This window comes from Streptomyces sp. NPDC003077 (assembly GCF_040611095.1).
Lineage (GTDB): Bacteria > Actinomycetota > Actinomycetes > Streptomycetales > Streptomycetaceae > Streptomyces.
The window spans coordinates 142,039-158,980 of the sequence record NZ_JBEXNM010000003.1; the positions used below are offsets into that span (position 1 = coordinate 142,039).

Annotated in this window: 20 protein-coding genes; 6 read left to right on the forward strand and 14 right to left on the reverse strand. The window is 66.4% G+C overall.

Going from position 1 to position 16,942, the window contains the following annotated elements; all coding sequences use genetic code 11:
* Positions 1-175: 175 nt before the first annotated feature.
* The 4 genes from ABZX96_RS03370 to tgmA all read right to left on the reverse strand — a co-directional run bounded on the left by ABZX96_RS03370 (position 176) and on the right by tgmA (position 4,145).
* Positions 176-1,141 carry a hypothetical protein gene (locus ABZX96_RS03370; RefSeq protein WP_355537032.1) on the reverse strand — a complete coding sequence of 322 codons (966 nt, stop codon included), beginning with the start codon at positions 1,139-1,141 and terminating at the stop codon, positions 176-178.
* A 340-nt stretch (positions 1,142-1,481) separates the two neighbouring features.
* Positions 1,482-2,699: an ATP-grasp peptide maturase system methyltransferase gene (gene tgmC / locus ABZX96_RS03375; protein WP_355537035.1), complete on the reverse strand. Its 1,218-nt coding sequence runs from the start codon at positions 2,697-2,699 to the stop codon at positions 1,482-1,484.
* Positions 2,689-3,651 carry an ATP-grasp ribosomal peptide maturase gene (tgmB, locus tag ABZX96_RS03380; protein ID WP_355537038.1) on the reverse strand — a complete coding sequence of 321 codons (963 nt, stop codon included), beginning with the start codon at positions 3,649-3,651 and terminating at the stop codon, positions 2,689-2,691. Before tgmB ends, tgmC begins: the two co-directional genes overlap by 11 nt.
* Complete coding sequence (gene tgmA, locus ABZX96_RS03385; RefSeq protein ID WP_355537041.1) at positions 3,648-4,145, reverse strand: putative ATP-grasp-modified RiPP; 498 nt, start codon at positions 4,143-4,145, stop codon at positions 3,648-3,650. Before tgmA ends, tgmB begins: the two co-directional genes overlap by 4 nt.
* Before the next feature lie 478 nt (positions 4,146-4,623).
* Here tgmA and ABZX96_RS03390 point away from each other — a divergent pair, with 478 nt between their 5' ends.
* The gene (locus ABZX96_RS03390; protein ID WP_355537044.1) at positions 4,624-5,406 is read left to right on the forward strand and encodes an FAD-binding protein; all 783 of its coding nucleotides are present in this window, start codon (positions 4,624-4,626) and stop codon (positions 5,404-5,406) included.
* Between the two features lie 55 nt (positions 5,407-5,461).
* Here the strand turns inward: ABZX96_RS03390 and ABZX96_RS03395 are convergent, their stop codons facing one another.
* The 5 genes from ABZX96_RS03395 to ABZX96_RS03415 form a co-directional block, all read right to left on the reverse strand.
* Positions 5,462-6,943: an alpha/beta fold hydrolase gene (locus tag ABZX96_RS03395; protein WP_355537047.1), complete on the reverse strand. Its 1,482-nt coding sequence runs from the start codon at positions 6,941-6,943 to the stop codon at positions 5,462-5,464.
* A gap of 305 nt (positions 6,944-7,248) precedes the next feature.
* Entirely contained in the window at positions 7,249-7,476 is a 228-nt protein-coding gene (locus tag ABZX96_RS03400) for a DUF397 domain-containing protein (protein ID WP_355537050.1), read from the reverse strand.
* An 18-nt stretch (positions 7,477-7,494) separates the two neighbouring features.
* Positions 7,495-7,719 carry a DUF397 domain-containing protein gene (locus tag ABZX96_RS03405; protein WP_355537053.1) on the reverse strand — a complete coding sequence of 75 codons (225 nt, stop codon included), beginning with the start codon at positions 7,717-7,719 and terminating at the stop codon, positions 7,495-7,497.
* A 229-nt stretch (positions 7,720-7,948) separates the two neighbouring features.
* Positions 7,949-8,914 carry a terpene synthase family protein gene (locus ABZX96_RS03410; protein ID WP_355537056.1) on the reverse strand — a complete coding sequence of 322 codons (966 nt, stop codon included), beginning with the start codon at positions 8,912-8,914 and terminating at the stop codon, positions 7,949-7,951.
* Between the two features lie 485 nt (positions 8,915-9,399).
* On the reverse strand, positions 9,400-9,621 hold the full coding sequence (locus ABZX96_RS03415; protein ID WP_355537059.1) for a DUF397 domain-containing protein: 222 nt from the start codon (positions 9,619-9,621) through the stop codon (positions 9,400-9,402).
* Between ABZX96_RS03415 and ABZX96_RS03420 the strand changes: the two genes are divergently transcribed.
* The gene (locus ABZX96_RS03420; RefSeq protein ID WP_355537412.1) at positions 9,563-9,760 is read left to right on the forward strand and encodes a hypothetical protein; all 198 of its coding nucleotides are present in this window, start codon (positions 9,563-9,565) and stop codon (positions 9,758-9,760) included. The genes ABZX96_RS03415 and ABZX96_RS03420 overlap by 59 nt on opposite strands.
* A gap of 98 nt (positions 9,761-9,858) precedes the next feature.
* Here ABZX96_RS03420 and ABZX96_RS03425 read toward each other — a convergent pair whose 3' ends face one another.
* From ABZX96_RS03425 to ABZX96_RS03435, 3 genes are read right to left on the reverse strand one after another with little or no spacing between them, the layout of a single operon-like run.
* Positions 9,859-10,101 carry a DUF397 domain-containing protein gene (locus ABZX96_RS03425; protein ID WP_355537062.1) on the reverse strand — a complete coding sequence of 81 codons (243 nt, stop codon included), beginning with the start codon at positions 10,099-10,101 and terminating at the stop codon, positions 9,859-9,861.
* Positions 10,101-10,334 carry a DUF397 domain-containing protein gene (locus tag ABZX96_RS03430; RefSeq protein WP_355537065.1) on the reverse strand — a complete coding sequence of 78 codons (234 nt, stop codon included), beginning with the start codon at positions 10,332-10,334 and terminating at the stop codon, positions 10,101-10,103. Before ABZX96_RS03430 ends, ABZX96_RS03425 begins: the two co-directional genes overlap by 1 nt.
* Before the next feature lies 1 nt (position 10,335).
* Positions 10,336-11,211, reverse strand: a complete 876-nt coding sequence (locus ABZX96_RS03435) for a helix-turn-helix transcriptional regulator (RefSeq protein WP_355537068.1) — start codon at positions 11,209-11,211, stop codon at positions 10,336-10,338.
* Positions 11,212-11,446: 235 nt separating this feature from the next.
* On the opposite strand from ABZX96_RS03435, the gene ABZX96_RS03440 reads away from it, so the two are divergent.
* The 3 genes from ABZX96_RS03440 (at position 11,447) to ABZX96_RS03450 (ending at position 12,872) form a co-directional block, all read left to right on the forward strand.
* The gene (locus tag ABZX96_RS03440) at positions 11,447-11,947 is read left to right on the forward strand and encodes an ATP-binding protein (RefSeq protein ID WP_355537071.1); all 501 of its coding nucleotides are present in this window, start codon (positions 11,447-11,449) and stop codon (positions 11,945-11,947) included.
* A 331-nt stretch (positions 11,948-12,278) separates the two neighbouring features.
* Positions 12,279-12,476 carry a hypothetical protein gene (locus ABZX96_RS03445; RefSeq protein ID WP_355537074.1) on the forward strand — a complete coding sequence of 66 codons (198 nt, stop codon included), beginning with the start codon at positions 12,279-12,281 and terminating at the stop codon, positions 12,474-12,476.
* Between the two features lie 207 nt (positions 12,477-12,683).
* The gene (locus ABZX96_RS03450) at positions 12,684-12,872 is read left to right on the forward strand and encodes a hypothetical protein (protein WP_355537077.1); all 189 of its coding nucleotides are present in this window, start codon (positions 12,684-12,686) and stop codon (positions 12,870-12,872) included.
* A gap of 501 nt (positions 12,873-13,373) precedes the next feature.
* Here ABZX96_RS03450 and ABZX96_RS03455 read toward each other — a convergent pair.
* The gene (locus ABZX96_RS03455) at positions 13,374-14,855 is read right to left on the reverse strand and encodes an RICIN domain-containing protein (protein WP_355537080.1); all 1,482 of its coding nucleotides are present in this window, start codon (positions 14,853-14,855) and stop codon (positions 13,374-13,376) included.
* 648 nt (positions 14,856-15,503) lie between these two features.
* Here ABZX96_RS03455 and ABZX96_RS03460 point away from each other — a divergent pair.
* Entirely contained in the window at positions 15,504-16,160 is a 657-nt protein-coding gene (locus ABZX96_RS03460; RefSeq protein WP_355537083.1) for a hypothetical protein, read from the forward strand.
* Between the two features lie 260 nt (positions 16,161-16,420).
* On the opposite strand, the gene ABZX96_RS03465 is transcribed toward ABZX96_RS03460, so the two are convergent.
* A complete protein-coding gene (locus ABZX96_RS03465) occupies positions 16,421-16,723 on the reverse strand; it encodes a hypothetical protein (protein WP_355537086.1) in 303 nt (100 codons plus the stop codon).
* Positions 16,724-16,942: the final 219 nt, after the last annotated feature.

Below are 16,942 nucleotides of genomic sequence, written 5' to 3' on the forward strand. Positions count from 1 at the left end.
CCTCTCCCCCCCGAGGACCAGATCCTGCGGAACCACCGGGGCCTCCAGGCGCAGCCGCGCGATCGGCCCGTATGCGAACGGTCATCGACGGGCCCGTGTACCTCTTCCGCGGAAGGGAGGGCGAGCGCCCCCGTCCAGCCGGGGGCGGCCTATGCGGCTATTCGGCGTATTCGACCTATTCGGCCGTGCAGTGCTTCTGGGCGTCGAGGCGTACCTTGCGGCCGGTGAACTCCTCCAGGACGGCGATGTTCTCCGGGGCGTAGTTCGTCGCCGTGATCTTGTCGGCGTCCCGGCTGCCCAGCTTGCCGGTGTAGGGCGCGGACTTCTCCAGCCAGTAGGCCGTCCGCAGGAACTGGGTCAGCACCAGGTCGCGCAGCTTGGGTTCGGCCTTGATCCGGGCCCAGTAGTCGGGGTGCTTGTCCTTGGCGACGCGCAGGTAGAGCAGCAGATAGCGCAGGTTGGTGGCAGCGATGTCCCGGGCGTTGCTCGCGCCGATGCCCTTGATGTGCTCCTGGAGCACCGTCACCGCCGGCAGGCCGGTCAGCCCGGCGTTCAGTTCCGCCAGCACCCCCTGGAGGAGGTATTCACCCTGCGTCCGGTCCCGCAGGTAGGTGTTGTCCATGGAGGAGGTGAGCCGGTCCTTGATCAGCGGCAGGATCTCCTTGCGGGGGAAGCCGCCGTGCACGGGCACCGTCAGCGCCTGCTGGTTTCCGTTGATCCACGCCGCGATGTGGACGTCCCACTTGGTCCGGGACGGGTCGAGGTCCCACATGTGGGTCTCCTCGTGGATCGCCACCATCATCGACTCGGCGAACCCCTCGAAGCTCCGCTTGTTCACGAACTGGTCCCAGTACGGGTCCCTGGCCTGGGCGATCGCCAGCGCCTCCCCGCTGGGCCAGCGCCGCTTGTACATGGCCTGGAGGGTGCGCATCCAGTTCGCGGAGGTGAAGGCCGCCTTGAGGTCGCTCAGGTCGGCGTTCGGCTGCGAGGGTTCGTCGTAGCAGTAGGGGGCGGCGGCTCGTCCGGGCGCGGTGGACGCGGACGGGCCGGCCGGCGCGGGACCGGACGCGGCGACGGTGCCCGAACCCAGGGTCAGGACAAGACACGCGGTCAGCAGGCGGGGGAAAAATCTTCGGCTCACGAGGACCTCGTCTCGAAGCGATCGTGTGAGGGAGTGTGCGGGTGCGGGTGCGGGTGCGGGTGCGGGTGCGGGTGCGGGGGTGTGCGGGTGTGCGGCGGGCCGGACGCCGCACCGTCCGCCACTTACCGAAGTTATGGACCCGTACGTCCCGTGCCTACTGTCATCGCGTCATAACGTCGGGATAGGGGTTCCGGGGCTGGGGACCTCGGTGGGGGCCGTCTTTCCGTACGGGAAGGGGCAATCACCGAGGAATTGCGGGAGGCGGCGGGCGCGATGTTGGCGCGCGGCCCCGGTACTCAGCGGAGTACTGGGGCCGTTCGGTCACTGCTGCCCGGCCTGGCTATACAAAACCGTCCGCGGTTTCCGCCGGTGCCGGCAGACGCCAGCTCGGCCCGTCCGGCGCGCCGAGCCATACCCGCTGGCTCTTTGCCGTGACAGTGACACCGAACTCTGTCGGTTCCGGGGAGCCGGCCGTACACCAGGTGTCGAGCGAGCTTTCCAGCACGTCCCATAGGGCGACCGGGCCGCCCTGGCGGACGTTCCACGCGTCATCGCTCTTGGACGTCAGGACGGCGAAGGACTCGTTCGTACCGTCGAGCACGTACGTGCACGGCGTGCCGTCGTCGTCCGGCATGGAGAAGAAGCGAACGCCGGGCATGGCGAGCTGTGCCACGAATCCGTGGCGGGCCGTGGTCAGCACGCCGGGCCCGTAGGGGGTGGTGCGCGAGGAGCCGTTGTCAGGTGCGGGGATCGTGCCGAGGCTCGCGGGTGCGTCCTGCTGCCGGGCGATCATGAAACTCGGGTCGCCGTCGATGAACCGGCCCTCGGCGCGTCCGTCGTGGCCGACGGTGAGACGGACCAGGCCGAGCGAGCGCATCCACCCGCGGAGGGTGGTGAGGACGAGCCCACCAGGGCGGGTCTGCCGAACCCACGCGTAGGGGACGTGGCGAACACCGCAGGTGGCGATCGTACGGTCGTAGGGGGCGCCCTCGGGGAATCCGGCGAGGCCGTCGCCGACGACGAGGCGCGGAGCGTATCCACAGCGCTTGAGCGCGTCGCGGGCGCGGGCGGCGACGTCGGGGTCGGTCTCGATGGAAGTGACTCGGCCCGGGCTGAGGCGGTGGCACATGAGGGCGGCCGAGTAGCCGGTGCCGGTGCCGATCTCCATCACGGACATTCCGTCGTGTAGCCGGAGTTCTTCCAGCATGTGCACGACGAGGGCCGGCAGTGTCGAGGACGACGTCGGGTGCGCGCCGACGACGGGCTCGGGGTCGGTCCAGTCGATCTCTTGGCCGTCGAATTGCGTGATGAGCGTGTCGTCGGCGTACGCCTGCCGCAGCCATTCCTCCACGCCGAGGAGATCGGCCGTGACGGGGGTCCACGTGGTCAGGCCGGGGGCGTCGGTTTGGCGGTAGAAGCACCGTACGAACTCGTGACGGGGGACAGCTTCGACGGCGGCGCGCCATGCCGGACTGCGCAGCCAACCGCCGTCGGCCAGGCGGGCCGCAAGCTGGTGCCGCAGCTTGGCCGCCGCGATGGGGATGACGTCAGGTGCCATGGGTGCCCTGTTCCAGAAGGTCGGCGAGGGTGGCGGTCATGGGCAGGCCCGTGGGGGGTTCCAGCCATGCCCACTGCCCGGAAGGGTTGCATTCGATGAACGTCCACTCGCCGGAGGCGGCGAGGGCGAAGTCGAATGCGCCGAAGACGAGCCCGAAGTGCCGAAGGTAGGCGAAGATCGCGCGCTCTACATCCGTCGGCGGGACGACGGGGGTGTACGCGTGGGTGCTGTAATCGGCGCGCCAGTCGAGTAGTCCGGAATCGATGCGCACCGCGAACACGCGGCTCCCCATCACCGTCACGCGGACGTCTGCGACCTTGTCCACCCGTGCTTGGAAGAGGTGCATGGTGCCGGCAATGGAATCGTCGATCTCGTCGGCCTCGACCGTGGTGACGGGCACGGTCTGCGCCTTGCCGTCGATGAGGTAGAGCGGTACGGAGATGGGTTTGAAGATGACGGGACCGTGCCGCTTGATGAAGGTGTGGGCGTCGTCGGGCCGGTTGGTGATCAACGTGGGCGGGACGGTGAAGCCGCACGCCGATGCGGCGGCGAGGCCGGCGGGCTTGTACTCGGCGTCGCCGATGCGGTGGGGATGGTTGACGTACAGGCAGTCGGGCAACGAGACGAGGACGCCGCCGAGGCCGTAGCGGGCCTGAGCGGCGGCGAACCGGGCGTCCTGGGGGCCGAGGTGGGGGAAGGCGAAGCCGGAGGGGCGCCGGTAGTACAGGGACCGGACGGCGCCCAATTCGGTGGTGCGGGTCGGGATCCGCACGCTTCCGCGCCACTGCTCCGCGTCGCCGCCGATGAGAGCGGAGCAGGTGAGGGTGGCGGGGAAGTCACCGGAGTCGAACCGCACGACCGGGGCTCCCCGGTCGCGCAGCTCGGCAATCACCAGATCGGCGGTCGGGTCGTCGAGGTTGGTGACGACCGCGACCGGGCGGGGGTCCGTCACTGGTCGGTGTCGTTCCCCGTGTCGCTGTCCGGCGCGTCTCCCTGGCGGTCGCCCTGCCCGGTGGTGCCGGTGGGCGGGTTGGTGCCGGATGACGTGCCGTGACCCGGCGCCATCACGACCGCACCGGTGGCGTCGAGGTAGCGGGCGGTCTGCGTCGCGGCGTCCAGTTCGACGCGTGCGTACGGGTGCTCCTCGAACGGCGGGTACGGGGCAATGCGGCGCAGAGCCCAGGGGCCGGGGTCGGGTGTCCCTGTGGGAGCGGTGTTCCGGTGGGGAACCGGTCGGCGTAACTGAACATCGCGAGCCTTTCCATTCGGAGACGGACAGGACGGATAGGTCTGTGGCGTAGTACGGCGCCCATGTAGAGGGCGGAGCGCGGGGGGCGGCTCAGGGGAGCCGAGGCGCCCGGGTGCTGCTTGCTGATTTGCCGGGAACCCGTTGCACCGGCCCAAAGCCCTCCTGTTGTCGGCGGGTGGGGTGGGTAACGGGGGCAACCGTCATACCGGGCCAGAGGCCAGGAGCCCCGTTTCAGGGCCACGAAAAAGGTAACGGGGGAGGCCGACGGCCGGGGGTCTCGTTCCACTTCGGGGCTGAGGCCACACGCGCATCTCCTCATGGACATGCCTTGACCGGCGCGCAGTCTCGTCATGCTAAGCGAGGTAGTGGGTACTTTCCATAGTCCGGATTGCTCTCCAATTGGCCTTATCCGCAAACGTTTTCGCGAAGTAATGAGAATCCTCAATTTGCCGCTGAGGGTGCTATGGCTCGTGGCGAGATGGCAGATGACAGATGACGGCTGACAGGTGACAGACATGGGTGTGCACGGCACACTGTCCGAAACGGCACCGACCAGGGAGGTCAGCGAGTGAGTACGCCGACCGTGCGCCAGTGCAGACCGGGCGGAAAGCTCCGTACCCTGCGAGGAAATCTCACCCTTCAAGAGATTGTTGAAAAGTCCGGCGGTGCCTTCGCATGCCACGGGGTGCGGCTGCTGTCCGGCCCTCGCCCCTGCGGCTGGACCCCACCGGCCGCCGCCTGCCCCCGCCCCTGTTTCCCAGCCACGCCAACCTCCAGACACTCGGGCACCTCGGCAGGGCCGGGCACGCCCACTCCTGGGTCGTCATGACCTGCTCCATGGCGGACAAGGAGTTCGCCCTCTCGGGCTCCGACCAGAACCCCGACCTGACCTGCAAGAACCCGGCCTTGATGGCACTCCAGGCGCACCGGACCGAGGCCGGATCGGTCCGCGCGTCCATCGAACACAGCGAGGACGTGGTGACGGGCAACCGGCTGCCCGCGCTGGTCGCCGCCATGAACGCGCTCACCCCCGCGACACCGCTCGACCCTGCGCGCGTCGAGCACGAAGTGCTCACCCGCGACCAACAGTTGCTCAACGACTACGGCAAAGACGCACAGTGGATGTCCGTCCGCAACGCCCGCGCATACGCGCCGGAACGCGCCTTGCGCATCGCACCCCCGCACCGCCTCCTCGACCCCGCCCACGGCCCCCTGATCGCCCTCCGCCTTCGCCCCCTGACCCGCAAGACCCTGGGCGGGGTGCAGACCACCCTCGACGCACAAGTGGTCCGGCCGGACGGCACCGCCTTCGACGGCCTGTACGCCGCCGGGGAGGCGGCCGGATTCGGCGGCGGGGGGATGCACGGCTACAACGCGCTGGAAGGCGGCTTCCTCGGCGGCTGCGTCTTCTCCGGCCACACCGCGGGACGGGCGCTCGCGGCGCGGGAGCTGGCATAGAAAAGAACTGTTCAAGCAGAAGGGCCCTCTCCTTCGAGAGGGCCCTCGGCATCTTCTACTTCAGGCGGAACACCCATTTCATGGCCTGTTGGTGGCTGTCACCGAGGACACGCAGACGGGTTCCGTCGGTGGACGCGTATTGGGCCGCATTGACGTGTCCTCCGCTCCCGACGTTCCTGATGCTGAATGACCCGCCATCGGCTGGAACCAGCTTCCACAGCAGTTGCGTGCCGCTCTCACCGCATTCACGGGTCCCGACGTAGGAGTCCGCTTCCTGGCTGAGACAGCGGTTGGTGCCCTTGCTGCTCAGCAGTTTGTAGTTTCCGTCGGAACCGCCGAGCAGCTTCCAGTCCTGGGCCGCCGTACCGTTGCTGTGCCACAGATGGACCAAGCTGGCGTCGGTCCCGGCGTCGATGTTCACATTGCCGAACTTCTTATTGGACACCCGGTAGGTGCTGCCCGACGCGATCGGATCGCTTCCCGGCCATTCACGGACCGTAGGGCTGGCGTTCTTGATGGTCGAGTCGCACTGCCACGTCCCCGCATCAAAGGTGACGCTGGAGTAGGCCGAGGTGTACCCGTTGTCCCGGGTCTCTTTGAAGCGGATGTTCATGGTGCCGTAAGGGAGCCGGTCCACGATGCCCTTGTCGCTCGCGGGCACCGTGCCCCACAACCGGCCGTCTTTCCAGACTTCGGCCTGCAAGTCGTCGGGGGCGTGCTGGGGAAGGTCCCAGCGCACCGTTCCATGCGTCCAGTGGTGAATGGTGCAGTCGGCGTTCCGCAGCGCCGGGCCGGAGCTGAGCCTGTGGTGGGCGCCGGGGTTGTTGCCCGTGTTGAGGAAGTCCAACGTGTCTTTGAGGACTTGCCTCTTGCGCGTGATCGATGTGTGAACGGCGCTGCCTCCCCGTACCGTCTCCGCGTCCTTGGCTACGTGCCGGTTGTCGGCGCCGCTCAGCTTCACCGAGAGGGCGGATACCTGCTCGTCCCCTTCGATCGAGTACGTGAGCGTGGTGTCCGGCGCGTATGCCGCCTTCTTCTCGGTGTCGCGGTTGAGAGCTTTGAGGAAGAGCGAGTCGGTTTTCATGTCCTGAACAGCCGCGTTGCAGTAGCCGGCGGCAATGTTCGGACACAGGTCTGCCTGATGCGAGCCGTGGTTCGGGGACGCCAAGGTGACCAGGGAGCCGACGGTGAAGCCTGCCGAGTGATCGAGCGCTGTTTTGCGGGCGACGAGACCGCCCATGGAATGGCCGACGAGATTCACCCTCTTCCCGGCGAGGCCGTTCTTCCTCATCCACTCCCAGAACCGGTCGGCGTTATCAGGGATGCGGTCGTGGGTCGTTCCGCTGTAATCGAACTTGTGGATCTTCCCGGCGTAGTGGTTGTCGTGGAAGTACTGTTCCGCGGCCTTCCACACGCCCGGGCCATCATTCAGTCCGTGGAGGAGGACGACGGGATCGCCAGTCGCCGCGGTGGCCTGAGTATCCGCTGTCAGCGTCACACCCGAGGCCAGGCTTGTGATCAACACGGTCACCGCCATGGGGCGCCCAATTCTGAAGCGAAGCCTGGCTGCGGTCATCATGTGCCTACCCGACCTTCGTCGATGTGCGTGACTGAAGAACCATGCGGACGTGTCGCTACAGAGCGTGAGCATTCGGTCACGGTTCCCCGGCATTTGCAGTATCGCCTCATGCCGTGAATGGCGCATGTCGATGAAGGCTCGCCCTCTGCGGTGCTCTTCGGGCGCGAGAGGCCGCGGAGGGAATGCGGGGGCGAGAAGATCGCGGAAGGGCCCCCTCCTTCGGTGAAGTCGAGGGGGCCCTTTGACCCTGGGTGGTGAGAAGGCTAGTCGAGGTTGTCGAAGTCGCCCTTGAGTACGCCGCCCTTGAAGGCTGCCCACTCGCCGGCGGTGAACGCCAGGTAGGGCCGCGAAGGGTTCTTTGAGTCTCGCACGGCAACACCTCCGTCAGGGAGTGCCGCCAGCTCAAAGCACTGACCGTCGTTGGCGGTGAGGCTGCTCTTCTGCCAGTTCAAACTCTCGGGTTCGGCCGAGTAGAGGTTCGCCTTTTCCATCATGTTTCCCTGTCGTTTTTACGGGAGCAGCAGATCCCGCTGGCCGTCCTGGATGCTCTTGACGAAGAGTCGGTAGTCTTGCTCCGAGATCACAGTCGGCCGAATTGTGGGGTCGTCAGCGTCGTTGGAGTCGCGGAAGGCCACAACACCGTTGTGGAAGCTGACCTCCAGACAGTTGTCGCCACCGTCGGAGTAGTCGGACCTGTTCCACACCGCGTCGGTGAAGTCGAGGTGATTCTTCATGTGTACAGTTCCTTGATCGTTCGGTGATTGGCTGGCGGGAGACGTCAGCGTTGAGCGCGTCAGTGCGCACGTAGTTGAAAGCGGTTTCGTAACGCTCTATGCCGCTACTGAGGTTCTCGCTTCAGGGTGACGCGTGATAGCGGCTGTTCTTTGCGCTGTGCCGTTGCCGTTGGCATGAGCGGTTAGGTCGGTACCTGAGGCCAGTAGATCCCTATCGGCATGGAAGGCGTCAGGTGATGCCTGGGACATACCGGTCGGTGAGCTGGTTCCAGCGCAGGAATCCGTAGGCCAGGTCCAAGGCGCTATTGCAGTAGGCGTCAACGCTGCCTTGATCTGCTTCCCAGGGATGCCCCAGGACGACACCCAAGCAGGTATAGGCGCGCGCCAGGTCCTCCCGATAGCGTCGATAGATCTGGTTAATACCCTCCTCCTGTGACAGATTGTGTTGGGCCATCAGCACGTTGACCGTATTGACTACTTCACCGCGGGCTTGTTCTGCATCGAGGGTGAGAATGTCGCTTTGCCAGGATGAGACCCTCACCAAGCACCCGAGGAAGGCATGCATGTCGTCGTGGTCAAGCACTGAATCGGGCAGGTCGACCCCGAGGCCGTACTGGCAAAGCACGGACAGAGCCACCATCACACCAATCGACTTATGACGGTCTTCCATAAAGTTCGGATGGGGCGTGTTGCCATAGTCGGCAACACGGATTTCACCTTCGAGCCAATCCTTCTTCCACACGCGATGACGTTCCCGGAGCCTGGGTGACAGACATAGATCTTCCACTGTCTGCGCATATGCCACCAGCCATGGGTCCGTGCTATCGGTCTCCCCGCTGTCAAGGTATGCGATCACGTCCTTGTAGAAGCGCCTGACGCCCCCCTGCTCCTGCCAGAGTTCCTCGTCTCTTTCTTCCATGGCGAACCAGAGAAGGTAATAGCGGGTCAGTTTCTCAAGTCGTTCTGCGTCGCATGCTGGATGGATCATTGCCGTGAGCTGTGTGTAGTCGCTATTGAGGAAGCGGGCCACTGAGTTATCAGGCACCACCCCCGCGGCAATGAACCAGTCATGGGCCCTTGCCCGGACCGCAAGATAATACGGGCTGAAGGAACTGGTGTGGGGGAAGCTGAGAAAGGGCATACGGCTTTGCCGCTGGCGATAGCCGTCCATGATGCTGGCGGATTCAGAGTGCATCTGCGCCCCTTGAGATCTCGCGCATTGTGATGGGTGGCCGACATGGGAGTGGAACCCCGACTCTTCTACGTCAGCACACTCAGGATGACGTGCGCGTAACAAAGACGTGAGGCGCAAACAGGGTGGTACAGGGAGCAAACCCCCGAGCTTCGCACGCCCTCAACAACACGCCCTGGATTCACATGCTGTGACGCTGACAGGACATGGTTGCTCCCGGGTGGTGGCCGCGCGGCATCCTCGTCTGACACCGCATCGGCCCTCTGCGCCCACCCGGCCACCGCGTGTCAATTCCCCCCACCGCCCGCGGGGCCGCCCCCGCAACGCTGCCGTTCTCCCGATCCAGGGCCTTGAAGTACCTCGCCTTCATACCCTGAAAATCCACGATCCCCGCAACTCCCTGATTCAAGAGAGTTGCGAGGGCCGCTAGAACCGGACCGGCCTCCGATTTCGCGGGGCCCTTGGCGTCCGTCTGAGCGGTGAGAAGGCTAGTCGAGGTTGTCGAAGTCGCCCTTGAGTACGCCGCCCTTGAAGGCTGCCCACTCGCCGGCGGTGAACGCCAGGTGGGGCCGCGAAGGGTTCTTTGAGTCTCGTACGGCAACACCTCCGTCAGGGAGGACCGCCAGCTCAAAGCACTGACTGTTGTTGGCGGTGAGGCTGCTTTTCTGCCAGTTCAGACTATCGGGTTCGATCGAGTGGCCGGACGGCACCCTCGTCGAGGGCTGTACGCGGCTGGGGAGGCGTCCGGATTCGGCGGCGGGGATGCACAGCTACAACGCGCTGGAAGGCGGCGGCTGCGTCTTCTCCGGCCGTACCGTGGGCCGGGTGCTCGCACGGAAGCTGGGGTAGGAAAGAACTGCTCAGGCAGAAGGGCCCCCTCGAATTCGCCTAAAGAGGGGGCCCAAGCTCTATGAAGTCGATGGGCTCCGGGTGGAGCCGACACTTGTCTATCGGGGTTGCAGATACTCGAATTCCCCATCCCGCGCGCCGCGAACGAAGGCTACCCACTCGGCAGCCGTGTAGCGGAGCACAGTGCCCTGCGGATCAGCTGGATTACGCAGAGCTACTGCACCTTCGGGGAGCCTGGCGATCTCGATGCGGTCGTTCTCTCCGGCGTTTGGGGCGCTCAGCCACGTAAGCCCGTCGAGGTCAAGAGCGTAGAGGTCACTTTTTTCCTGCGCCGACGCCATCACCGACTCTGCAAAGTGTCGCTGGTGACCGCAGCGAGGAAGGCACTCCAAGCAGACGTTGTCACCCGTGCTGCCGGGATGCCGCGGTTCTTCGAGTCACGGATAGCCACACCGAGTTCCTGCTGAGACGCATCTGTGATCGATGCAATCTCAACGCAGTTGCCCTCGCCGGCGGTGTACGAACTGACACGCCAGGCAGCCTCGGAAAGGTCGACCGCGTACAGGTTCTTCATCTCATACCAGCTCTTTCTGGATATCAGCGATGAGGTTGCGGCTCTCTTGCTCTGACAAGGCCGCAGCAGACAAGCTCCGGAAGCGTCGGTTGAGGCGCTGGAGCGTAATACCTTCGTCACGGAAGGCGGTTGTGTAGTCAGCGGACTCGGTGAAGGCTACGTCTGCATTCTCTTCCTTCCCCGTGGTGAACAGCGTGAAAGCACCCGTGCAGACGCCCTTCGCACCTGCTGCGAAGGGAACTATGCGTAGGGACACATTGTCGAGCCCAGACGTCTCTACCAGGTGCTTGAGTTGGGCCTTCATCACCTGAGAGCCGCCTACCCGAAGTCGGACTGCCGCTTCGGTGATGACGACCTGAAGTCGCAGCGCATCTTGCTCGAAGAGGCGCTGCTGACGGCGTAGCCGCACTTCGACCAGGCTCTCTACCTGGTCAGGCCCGAGGGCCGCGAAGCTCGACTCTGTCGTGACGGCCTGGGCATAGTCCTTGGTCTGTAGCAGCCCCGGGATGAGCAGCGTCTGGTGCTCGAAGCAGCGAGTTGCCTCTGCCTCGTAGGCCAAGAACTCAGAGTAATTGGCACTGATCACGTCACTGTAGGCGTGCCACCACGGAGCGACCCGCTGCCTGGCCCGCACCATGAGCGTGGTGAGTTCGGAAAGTTGGGGGCCCTTCACCCCGTACAGCTCCATCAGACGCTCGAAATCACGCTTTGTGCACGCCCTCTTTGCGTTCTCGAACCGGCTCACGGTGGAGTTGTGGCAGTCGAGGTACGCACCGACCTCTTCGGTCGTCATGCCGAGTTGATCTCGCAGCCGCCGCAGCTCCGCGCCAAGCCGTCGGCGGGCGGTGAGCGGGCTGACGTTTGTGGTACTTGCCATGGTCCCTCCAATCCCCGTCGTGACGTGTCTGGTTGGAGGGTACCTCCGCCGACCAGCCCTACCTTGCTGGAAGCGGAAGGCCGCATGGCAGAAGTTTGGCAATCTGCCACGCAGTTGCTTGACGCTCTGCCATAGTGACGCACATCATGTTTCTGCATGGCGGACTGCACGCTCTCAAGGGCGGGTCAGTAGCCAGTTCTGCGCATACCGGACACCGGGGCATGGAGGCGACCTGATGACTCCTGCGCACGACCGACTTCCTCTCCCCCCACGGACATATCAGCGGGCGTTCACGCCCACGCCGCACAGCCTGCGCGACGTGCGCCGCACTGTGCGGGAGTACCTGGACCGGTGGGGACTGGGCGACCTCACGCCCGAGGCTTGTCTCGTCGTCACCGAACTCCTGAGCAACGTGCACAAACATGCCGGTGGGAAAGAGGGCGCTCAGTGCACGCTGGCCCTCCGGGAAATGCCGGGCGGTGTGGAGATCGTCGTCAGTGACAGCTCATCCACGTTGCCGGAAATAAAGGAGCCGGAACTGTACTCGGACAGTGGCCGGGGCCTCGCTCTGATTCTGCACGTGGCGCGGCGCTTGGAGATCGTCCCGACCGATACCGGCAAGGACATCCGCGTCGTCCTGATCAGCGTTCCCTCCGAAGGCCCTGCGGCCGAGCAGGAGTTGCCGAGCCAAAAGCAGGTCGGCGCTGCTCCGGGTGTCTCCGAGCTGCTGCATTGAGAAGGCGTGTACGTGAAGTGGTGTGCGTGTGCCTCTTTCGCCGAGGCGCAAGGTCTTGAAAGGAGACGGCGTGGAATCCAATGAAGCGGTATACCCGTCAAACGAACTTCGCGGAGGAATATTCGGCCAGGCGGTCTGCGCGGTATTCACCTTGCGTCCGGCCCCCCGGATCAGCGCTGTCCATGGATGTCGTGTCGTGCAAAGCCGGTGCCTTGGGGAAAGGTCCCGGCGACCGCGCGAACGGACCCGGGGTGTGGCCAACCTGAGTGAGGCAGGTCGACATGCGAAAAGTCACTCTCTTCGGCCCCCACCGGGCAGGGGGTGCCGCGCGGTGACGTATCGCGAAGGCGCGGTGGTCAAGGACGCGGCCACGGGTCTCGTGGGGGTGGTCGTGCGGGCGGATCACGACACGGACCAGGCGCGGCTGAGGCGTCTGGGAAGCGAGTTCGAATGGGAGGCACCGGGAAGGGCACTCCGGTTGGCGACCGCCGAAGATCGGGCCCGGGCGATCCGCGAGGTGGCACCGTGATCGGCGGCTGGGTGATGGACACGGTCACGCGTGCCGTGGGGCGTGTTGTGGGCCGGACCGCCGGGGCGCTGCTGGTGGTTGAAGGGGCCACCCAGGCCGGCGCCAAGTCGCGGGGCTGGCAGTGGCTGGCGAATCCGTTCTCGTTGCGCCCGGCGACCCGGGACGAAGTCGAGACGGCGACCGCATCGCAGCACGAAGGAGAGTGTGATGGCGCACGCGTACGTACCGTTCAGCGGCAAGGATCTGGACGACTGGCTGTACGAGGCCCATCCGGTGCCCGACTGCGGGACCTGCGCGGAGCAGTGGGAACTGCGGCGGAGGGCGCTCACGAAACGCGATGGCTGGGGCGCATTCTGGGCGAGCCAGGCCATCCGCAGGCACCCGAACCACCGGTGAGGAGGCTGCGGTGGACAGGGCAGTCGGCCGTCAGGACCCGGTGACCGTCCCCGTGGTGGTCGGTCCCCCGTTCCCCGGCCCGGGTCCCGGTGCCGTGTACCGCGTGCCCGCCGGCCAGGCGGTGCCGCCCTGCCCCTACCCGTGCACCGTGTGCAAGAAGGCAGGCAGACAATGACCCGGTGCGGGGAGCCGAGCGAACCCGTCCACGAGCGAACCCGTCCACGAGCGAACCCGTCCACGAGCGAACCCGCCCACGAGCGAACCCGCCCCCGAGATCGCGCGGAGACTGCTCGAAGTCAGCGGGAGCGATCTCCGGGGTAAGACGTACCGGTGCGCCCGCGCGGTCGGCCACGAGGGCGATCACGTCGCCGTGTCGAGAGGCGCCTCGGGCCGGGCGAACAGCTACCACACCTGGTGGAACACCAGTAGCTGATCTTCCTTCCCGGCCGACCCGCGCGGGCTGTGTCCCACCAGGCCGGCTCCCAGCGGTTTCGGCCGGGATCATTCCATGGCCGTGCCGCCCATGCCGGGCGTGTCCCCGTGGTACGTGTAGGTGTTCAGCGCTCTGACGGCGGCCATCGGGTCGCCGTCCTTGTACTCGTCGACGGCCAGGAAGTTCGGCTTCTTGCGGGCGGCCGGGGCGCAGAAGCGCTCGGCGCGGTTCTGGAGCTTCTCGTTGTCGTTCCGGTATGTCGGATCCATCGGGACGTCCCGGAAGTGGTTCATGACGAACAGCCGGCGGAAGCCCTTCTCCTCCAGGCTGAGCGGGACCCGGTCCCAGCGGCTGTAACAGCTCCAGTCGGCCTTGCCGAGGCCGCTGCCCATGGACCAGTAGTTCTCGACGGTCCAGTCCGCCTGGCTCATGAAGCCGAGCCGGTGCTTGCCGTTGGCGGGGTCGGACGCGGCGGTGTCGGCCGTGAACAGCAGGAGGCGCTTGCCCGAGTCCACCATGGACTTCACCGTCGGCCAGCCGTTCTCCTTCACACCCTCCGCGTCGGGCCGGAAGACCTTCCCGGCCAGCGGCTTGCCCTCGCCGAGCAGGCTGCCGAGTTCCTGCTTGAGCTGGTCGGCGGTGGTGTAGTCCTCCAGGAAGACGGTCAGGATCGCCTCTTTGTCCTGTTCCAGGAAGTCGGCGATGTTCTGGAAGATCTTGGACGCCTCGACGTTCCCGTTACACGGGTTGAGGATCTTGATCTCGTGGCACAGCCGGACCCGCCCGTTGGAGAAGTGCGCGTCCAGCATCAGCGCCCGCACCCCGTCCTTGAGCTGCCGGCTGATGCTGTGCGGCTGGTTGGGGAACGGCGCACCCGAGGCGGACTGGTCCTCAGTGTTGTGCATCGCGTTGTGCGCCGTCAGGAACGTCATGTCGTCCAGCTTCGGCGCCGCCGGCATCGGCGTGCGCGCGGGAGCGATCGGCGTGACGTACCAGTCCTGGTTGGTGATGTTCCGATCGGTGATCTTCACCTGCATCGCCGAGTCGAGCACCGGCTCGCCCCACAGCCTGCGCTGCGTCCCGGGGACGAAGATGCGGTAGCGCTCACCGGCGTCGTGCCGGAACTCCCAGTCGGTCTTGGCGGCGTCACACGCGCCGAGCACGACCCGGGACTCGCCCTCGGGGTTGTTCTTCTCGGTCAGGCACTTCCCGTCGCGGTCCGGGTTCTTGATCTTGTACGTACCGTTCGCGTTCCGCGCGAACTCCCACTGCTGGCCGTCCTCGTCGCCCTTGGGCCGGTGGGTGGCGATCCACTCCTTCCCGGCCGACATGTTGTAGCCGCTGACCAGGTTCTGGACGAAGAACCTGCCGCTGGTGGGCGGGCCCTGGGCGTCGGCCGACGAGGATCGCGGCGCGGCCGGGGCGGGGGAGGGGGCGACGGGCGGACGGTCCGGCGCGGCGGCGACGGGGCTCGCGGTGCCGGCGATCACGGCCAGGGCCAGGAGAGCCGTACTCCAGGCCGCGGCCGTGGTGCTGCGTCTTGCACGCACGGGGACTCCTCATGCTCGGGGAAGGCGCTGATGCTCTCGGAGGGGTGGTGCGCGCGCACGCGTGTCGCAGGCACGCGGGCCGGGGCTCGTAGGCCACGGGCGTGCATGGCACGGGCAGGCATGGCACGGGAACGCGCACCATGCACCACGCGTGTCGCACGCACACCCTCGGCATCACGAATGCAGGACATACCCAAAAAGAGATGCGCGAATGCGATCAACGATCGGTCAACATTCGTCCTTCTTCCGCCCTTTCCTCGCCCGTTCCTCGCCCGTTTTCCGTCCGTTTTCTGCACTTCGTCCGGGCGTCGTTCGGGATTCGTCCGGGCTTCCGGCAGTCTGGCAATCCCGGCAATTCCGGCACCCGGGCCAGTACCTGACGCAAGGGCCGCTTGGCCCGACGGAGGAAGAAGGGGCCTCGCCGTGCGGACTCGCCCCTCGCCGGGCCGGAGGTCCGACGGTGCGTCTCGGTGGTGCGTCTCGCCGTGTGCCGTGTGCCGTGGACGTGGGCTTTGGCCGTGCGCCTCGGCCGTTAGCGAGACGTTAGTGAGGCGGCGGTGGTTCATCAGCAGGGGCGGACAGTCTTGTTCTCACGAACTGGTTCCCACGAACCGGAACACCACTCGACTCGCAGAGATCGGAACGAACATGTCGCACCGCACCGCACGTCACCACGTCCGCAAGACCGTCGCCGCCATGGCCCTCGCCGTCGCCGCGCTCGGGCTCACGGCCTGTGGCAATGGCACCGACACCGCGTCCGCGCCCGCCTCCGCCAGCGCGAGCGCCCAGCCATCCCAGGCATCCACGAACCCGGAGCAGTCCTCCGGCTCCACGAGCGCCCAGCCATCCTCCGCCACCGCGGGCAAGACCGCCAAGGGCACCGACGTGTCGTCGGGTACGCCCAAGAAGTCCGGAGCGCGGTGCACGGACCAGATCAATTACGCGGGTGACCCGCGCTCGAACGCCGAGATCAACTCCATCGGCGAGGAGACGGGCCACTGCCCGACGCCCAAGAAGGGCGGCGCGTCCTCGGGCACCCCGAAGAAGCCCGGGGTGAGCTGCACCAACCAGATCAACTACGCCGGTGACCCCCGTTCCAACGCCGAGATCAACTCCATCGGCGAGGACACCGGCTACTGCCCGACCCCGAAGAAGAAGGACGCCGCGTCGTCGTCCGGTACCCCGAAGAAGCCCGGGGTGAGCTGCACCAACCAGATCAACTACGCGGGCGACCCCCGTTCCAACGCCGAGATCAACACGATCGGCGAGGACACCGGCTACTGCCCGCCGGTCCAGCACCAGTGAGTTCCGTACTCCCACCGACGCCGGACCTACGGGTCACCTCTTACGACATCCGCGCACTGCCACGTCCCTTGCCGGGCCGGGTGCCCCGCCCGGGCGAGCGCGGGCCGGTCGCGCGGGCCCGGGACGCCGCGCGGGGTCCCGGGGCGGCACGTCCGTGGGCCGTCCGCGGTTCCTCCGGAGACCCCTCCGGCGCCTGGCGTCCGAGGACTGCCGCAGCTCACCGGCCGCGGCAGCGGGTCTCAGCGGTGGGTCCGTCGGATTCAGCGGTTGGTCCACAGGTTCCACAGCCAGTTCTTCGCGCACTGGTAGCGGTCCCAGTGCCCGCGGTCGATGCCCGCCTGACCGGCCTCCTGGCAGGCGCCCAGGCTGAAGAACTTGCCGCGGTGGACGTCCAGGCCGCCGTCCGCCATGGCGGCGGGCGCCTGCGGGGAAGAGACGGCGGGCGCCTGCGGAGCAACGGCGGCGGGCGCTTGCGGGGAAGCGGCGGCGGGCGCCGCCGCGCCCAGGCCGAGCCCGGCCACGGTGATCGTTGCGAGCACCGGCAGCATGATGCGAACACGCATGTCGGAATTCCTTTCCTTGATAAGTCGGTTACGACTCGATTTCCCTACGACTCGGACGGTGCTTCCATCCGACTCGGATGGTGCTTCCCTACGACTCGGACGGTGCTTTCCATCCGGCTCGGATGGTGTCCCGGCCTTCGGAAGCGGACCGGTCGCACCGTTTGTAGCCGTTGGGCGTTGTTCACGTTCGGCGGGCTGGCGCTGAACAAACGCCTGCTG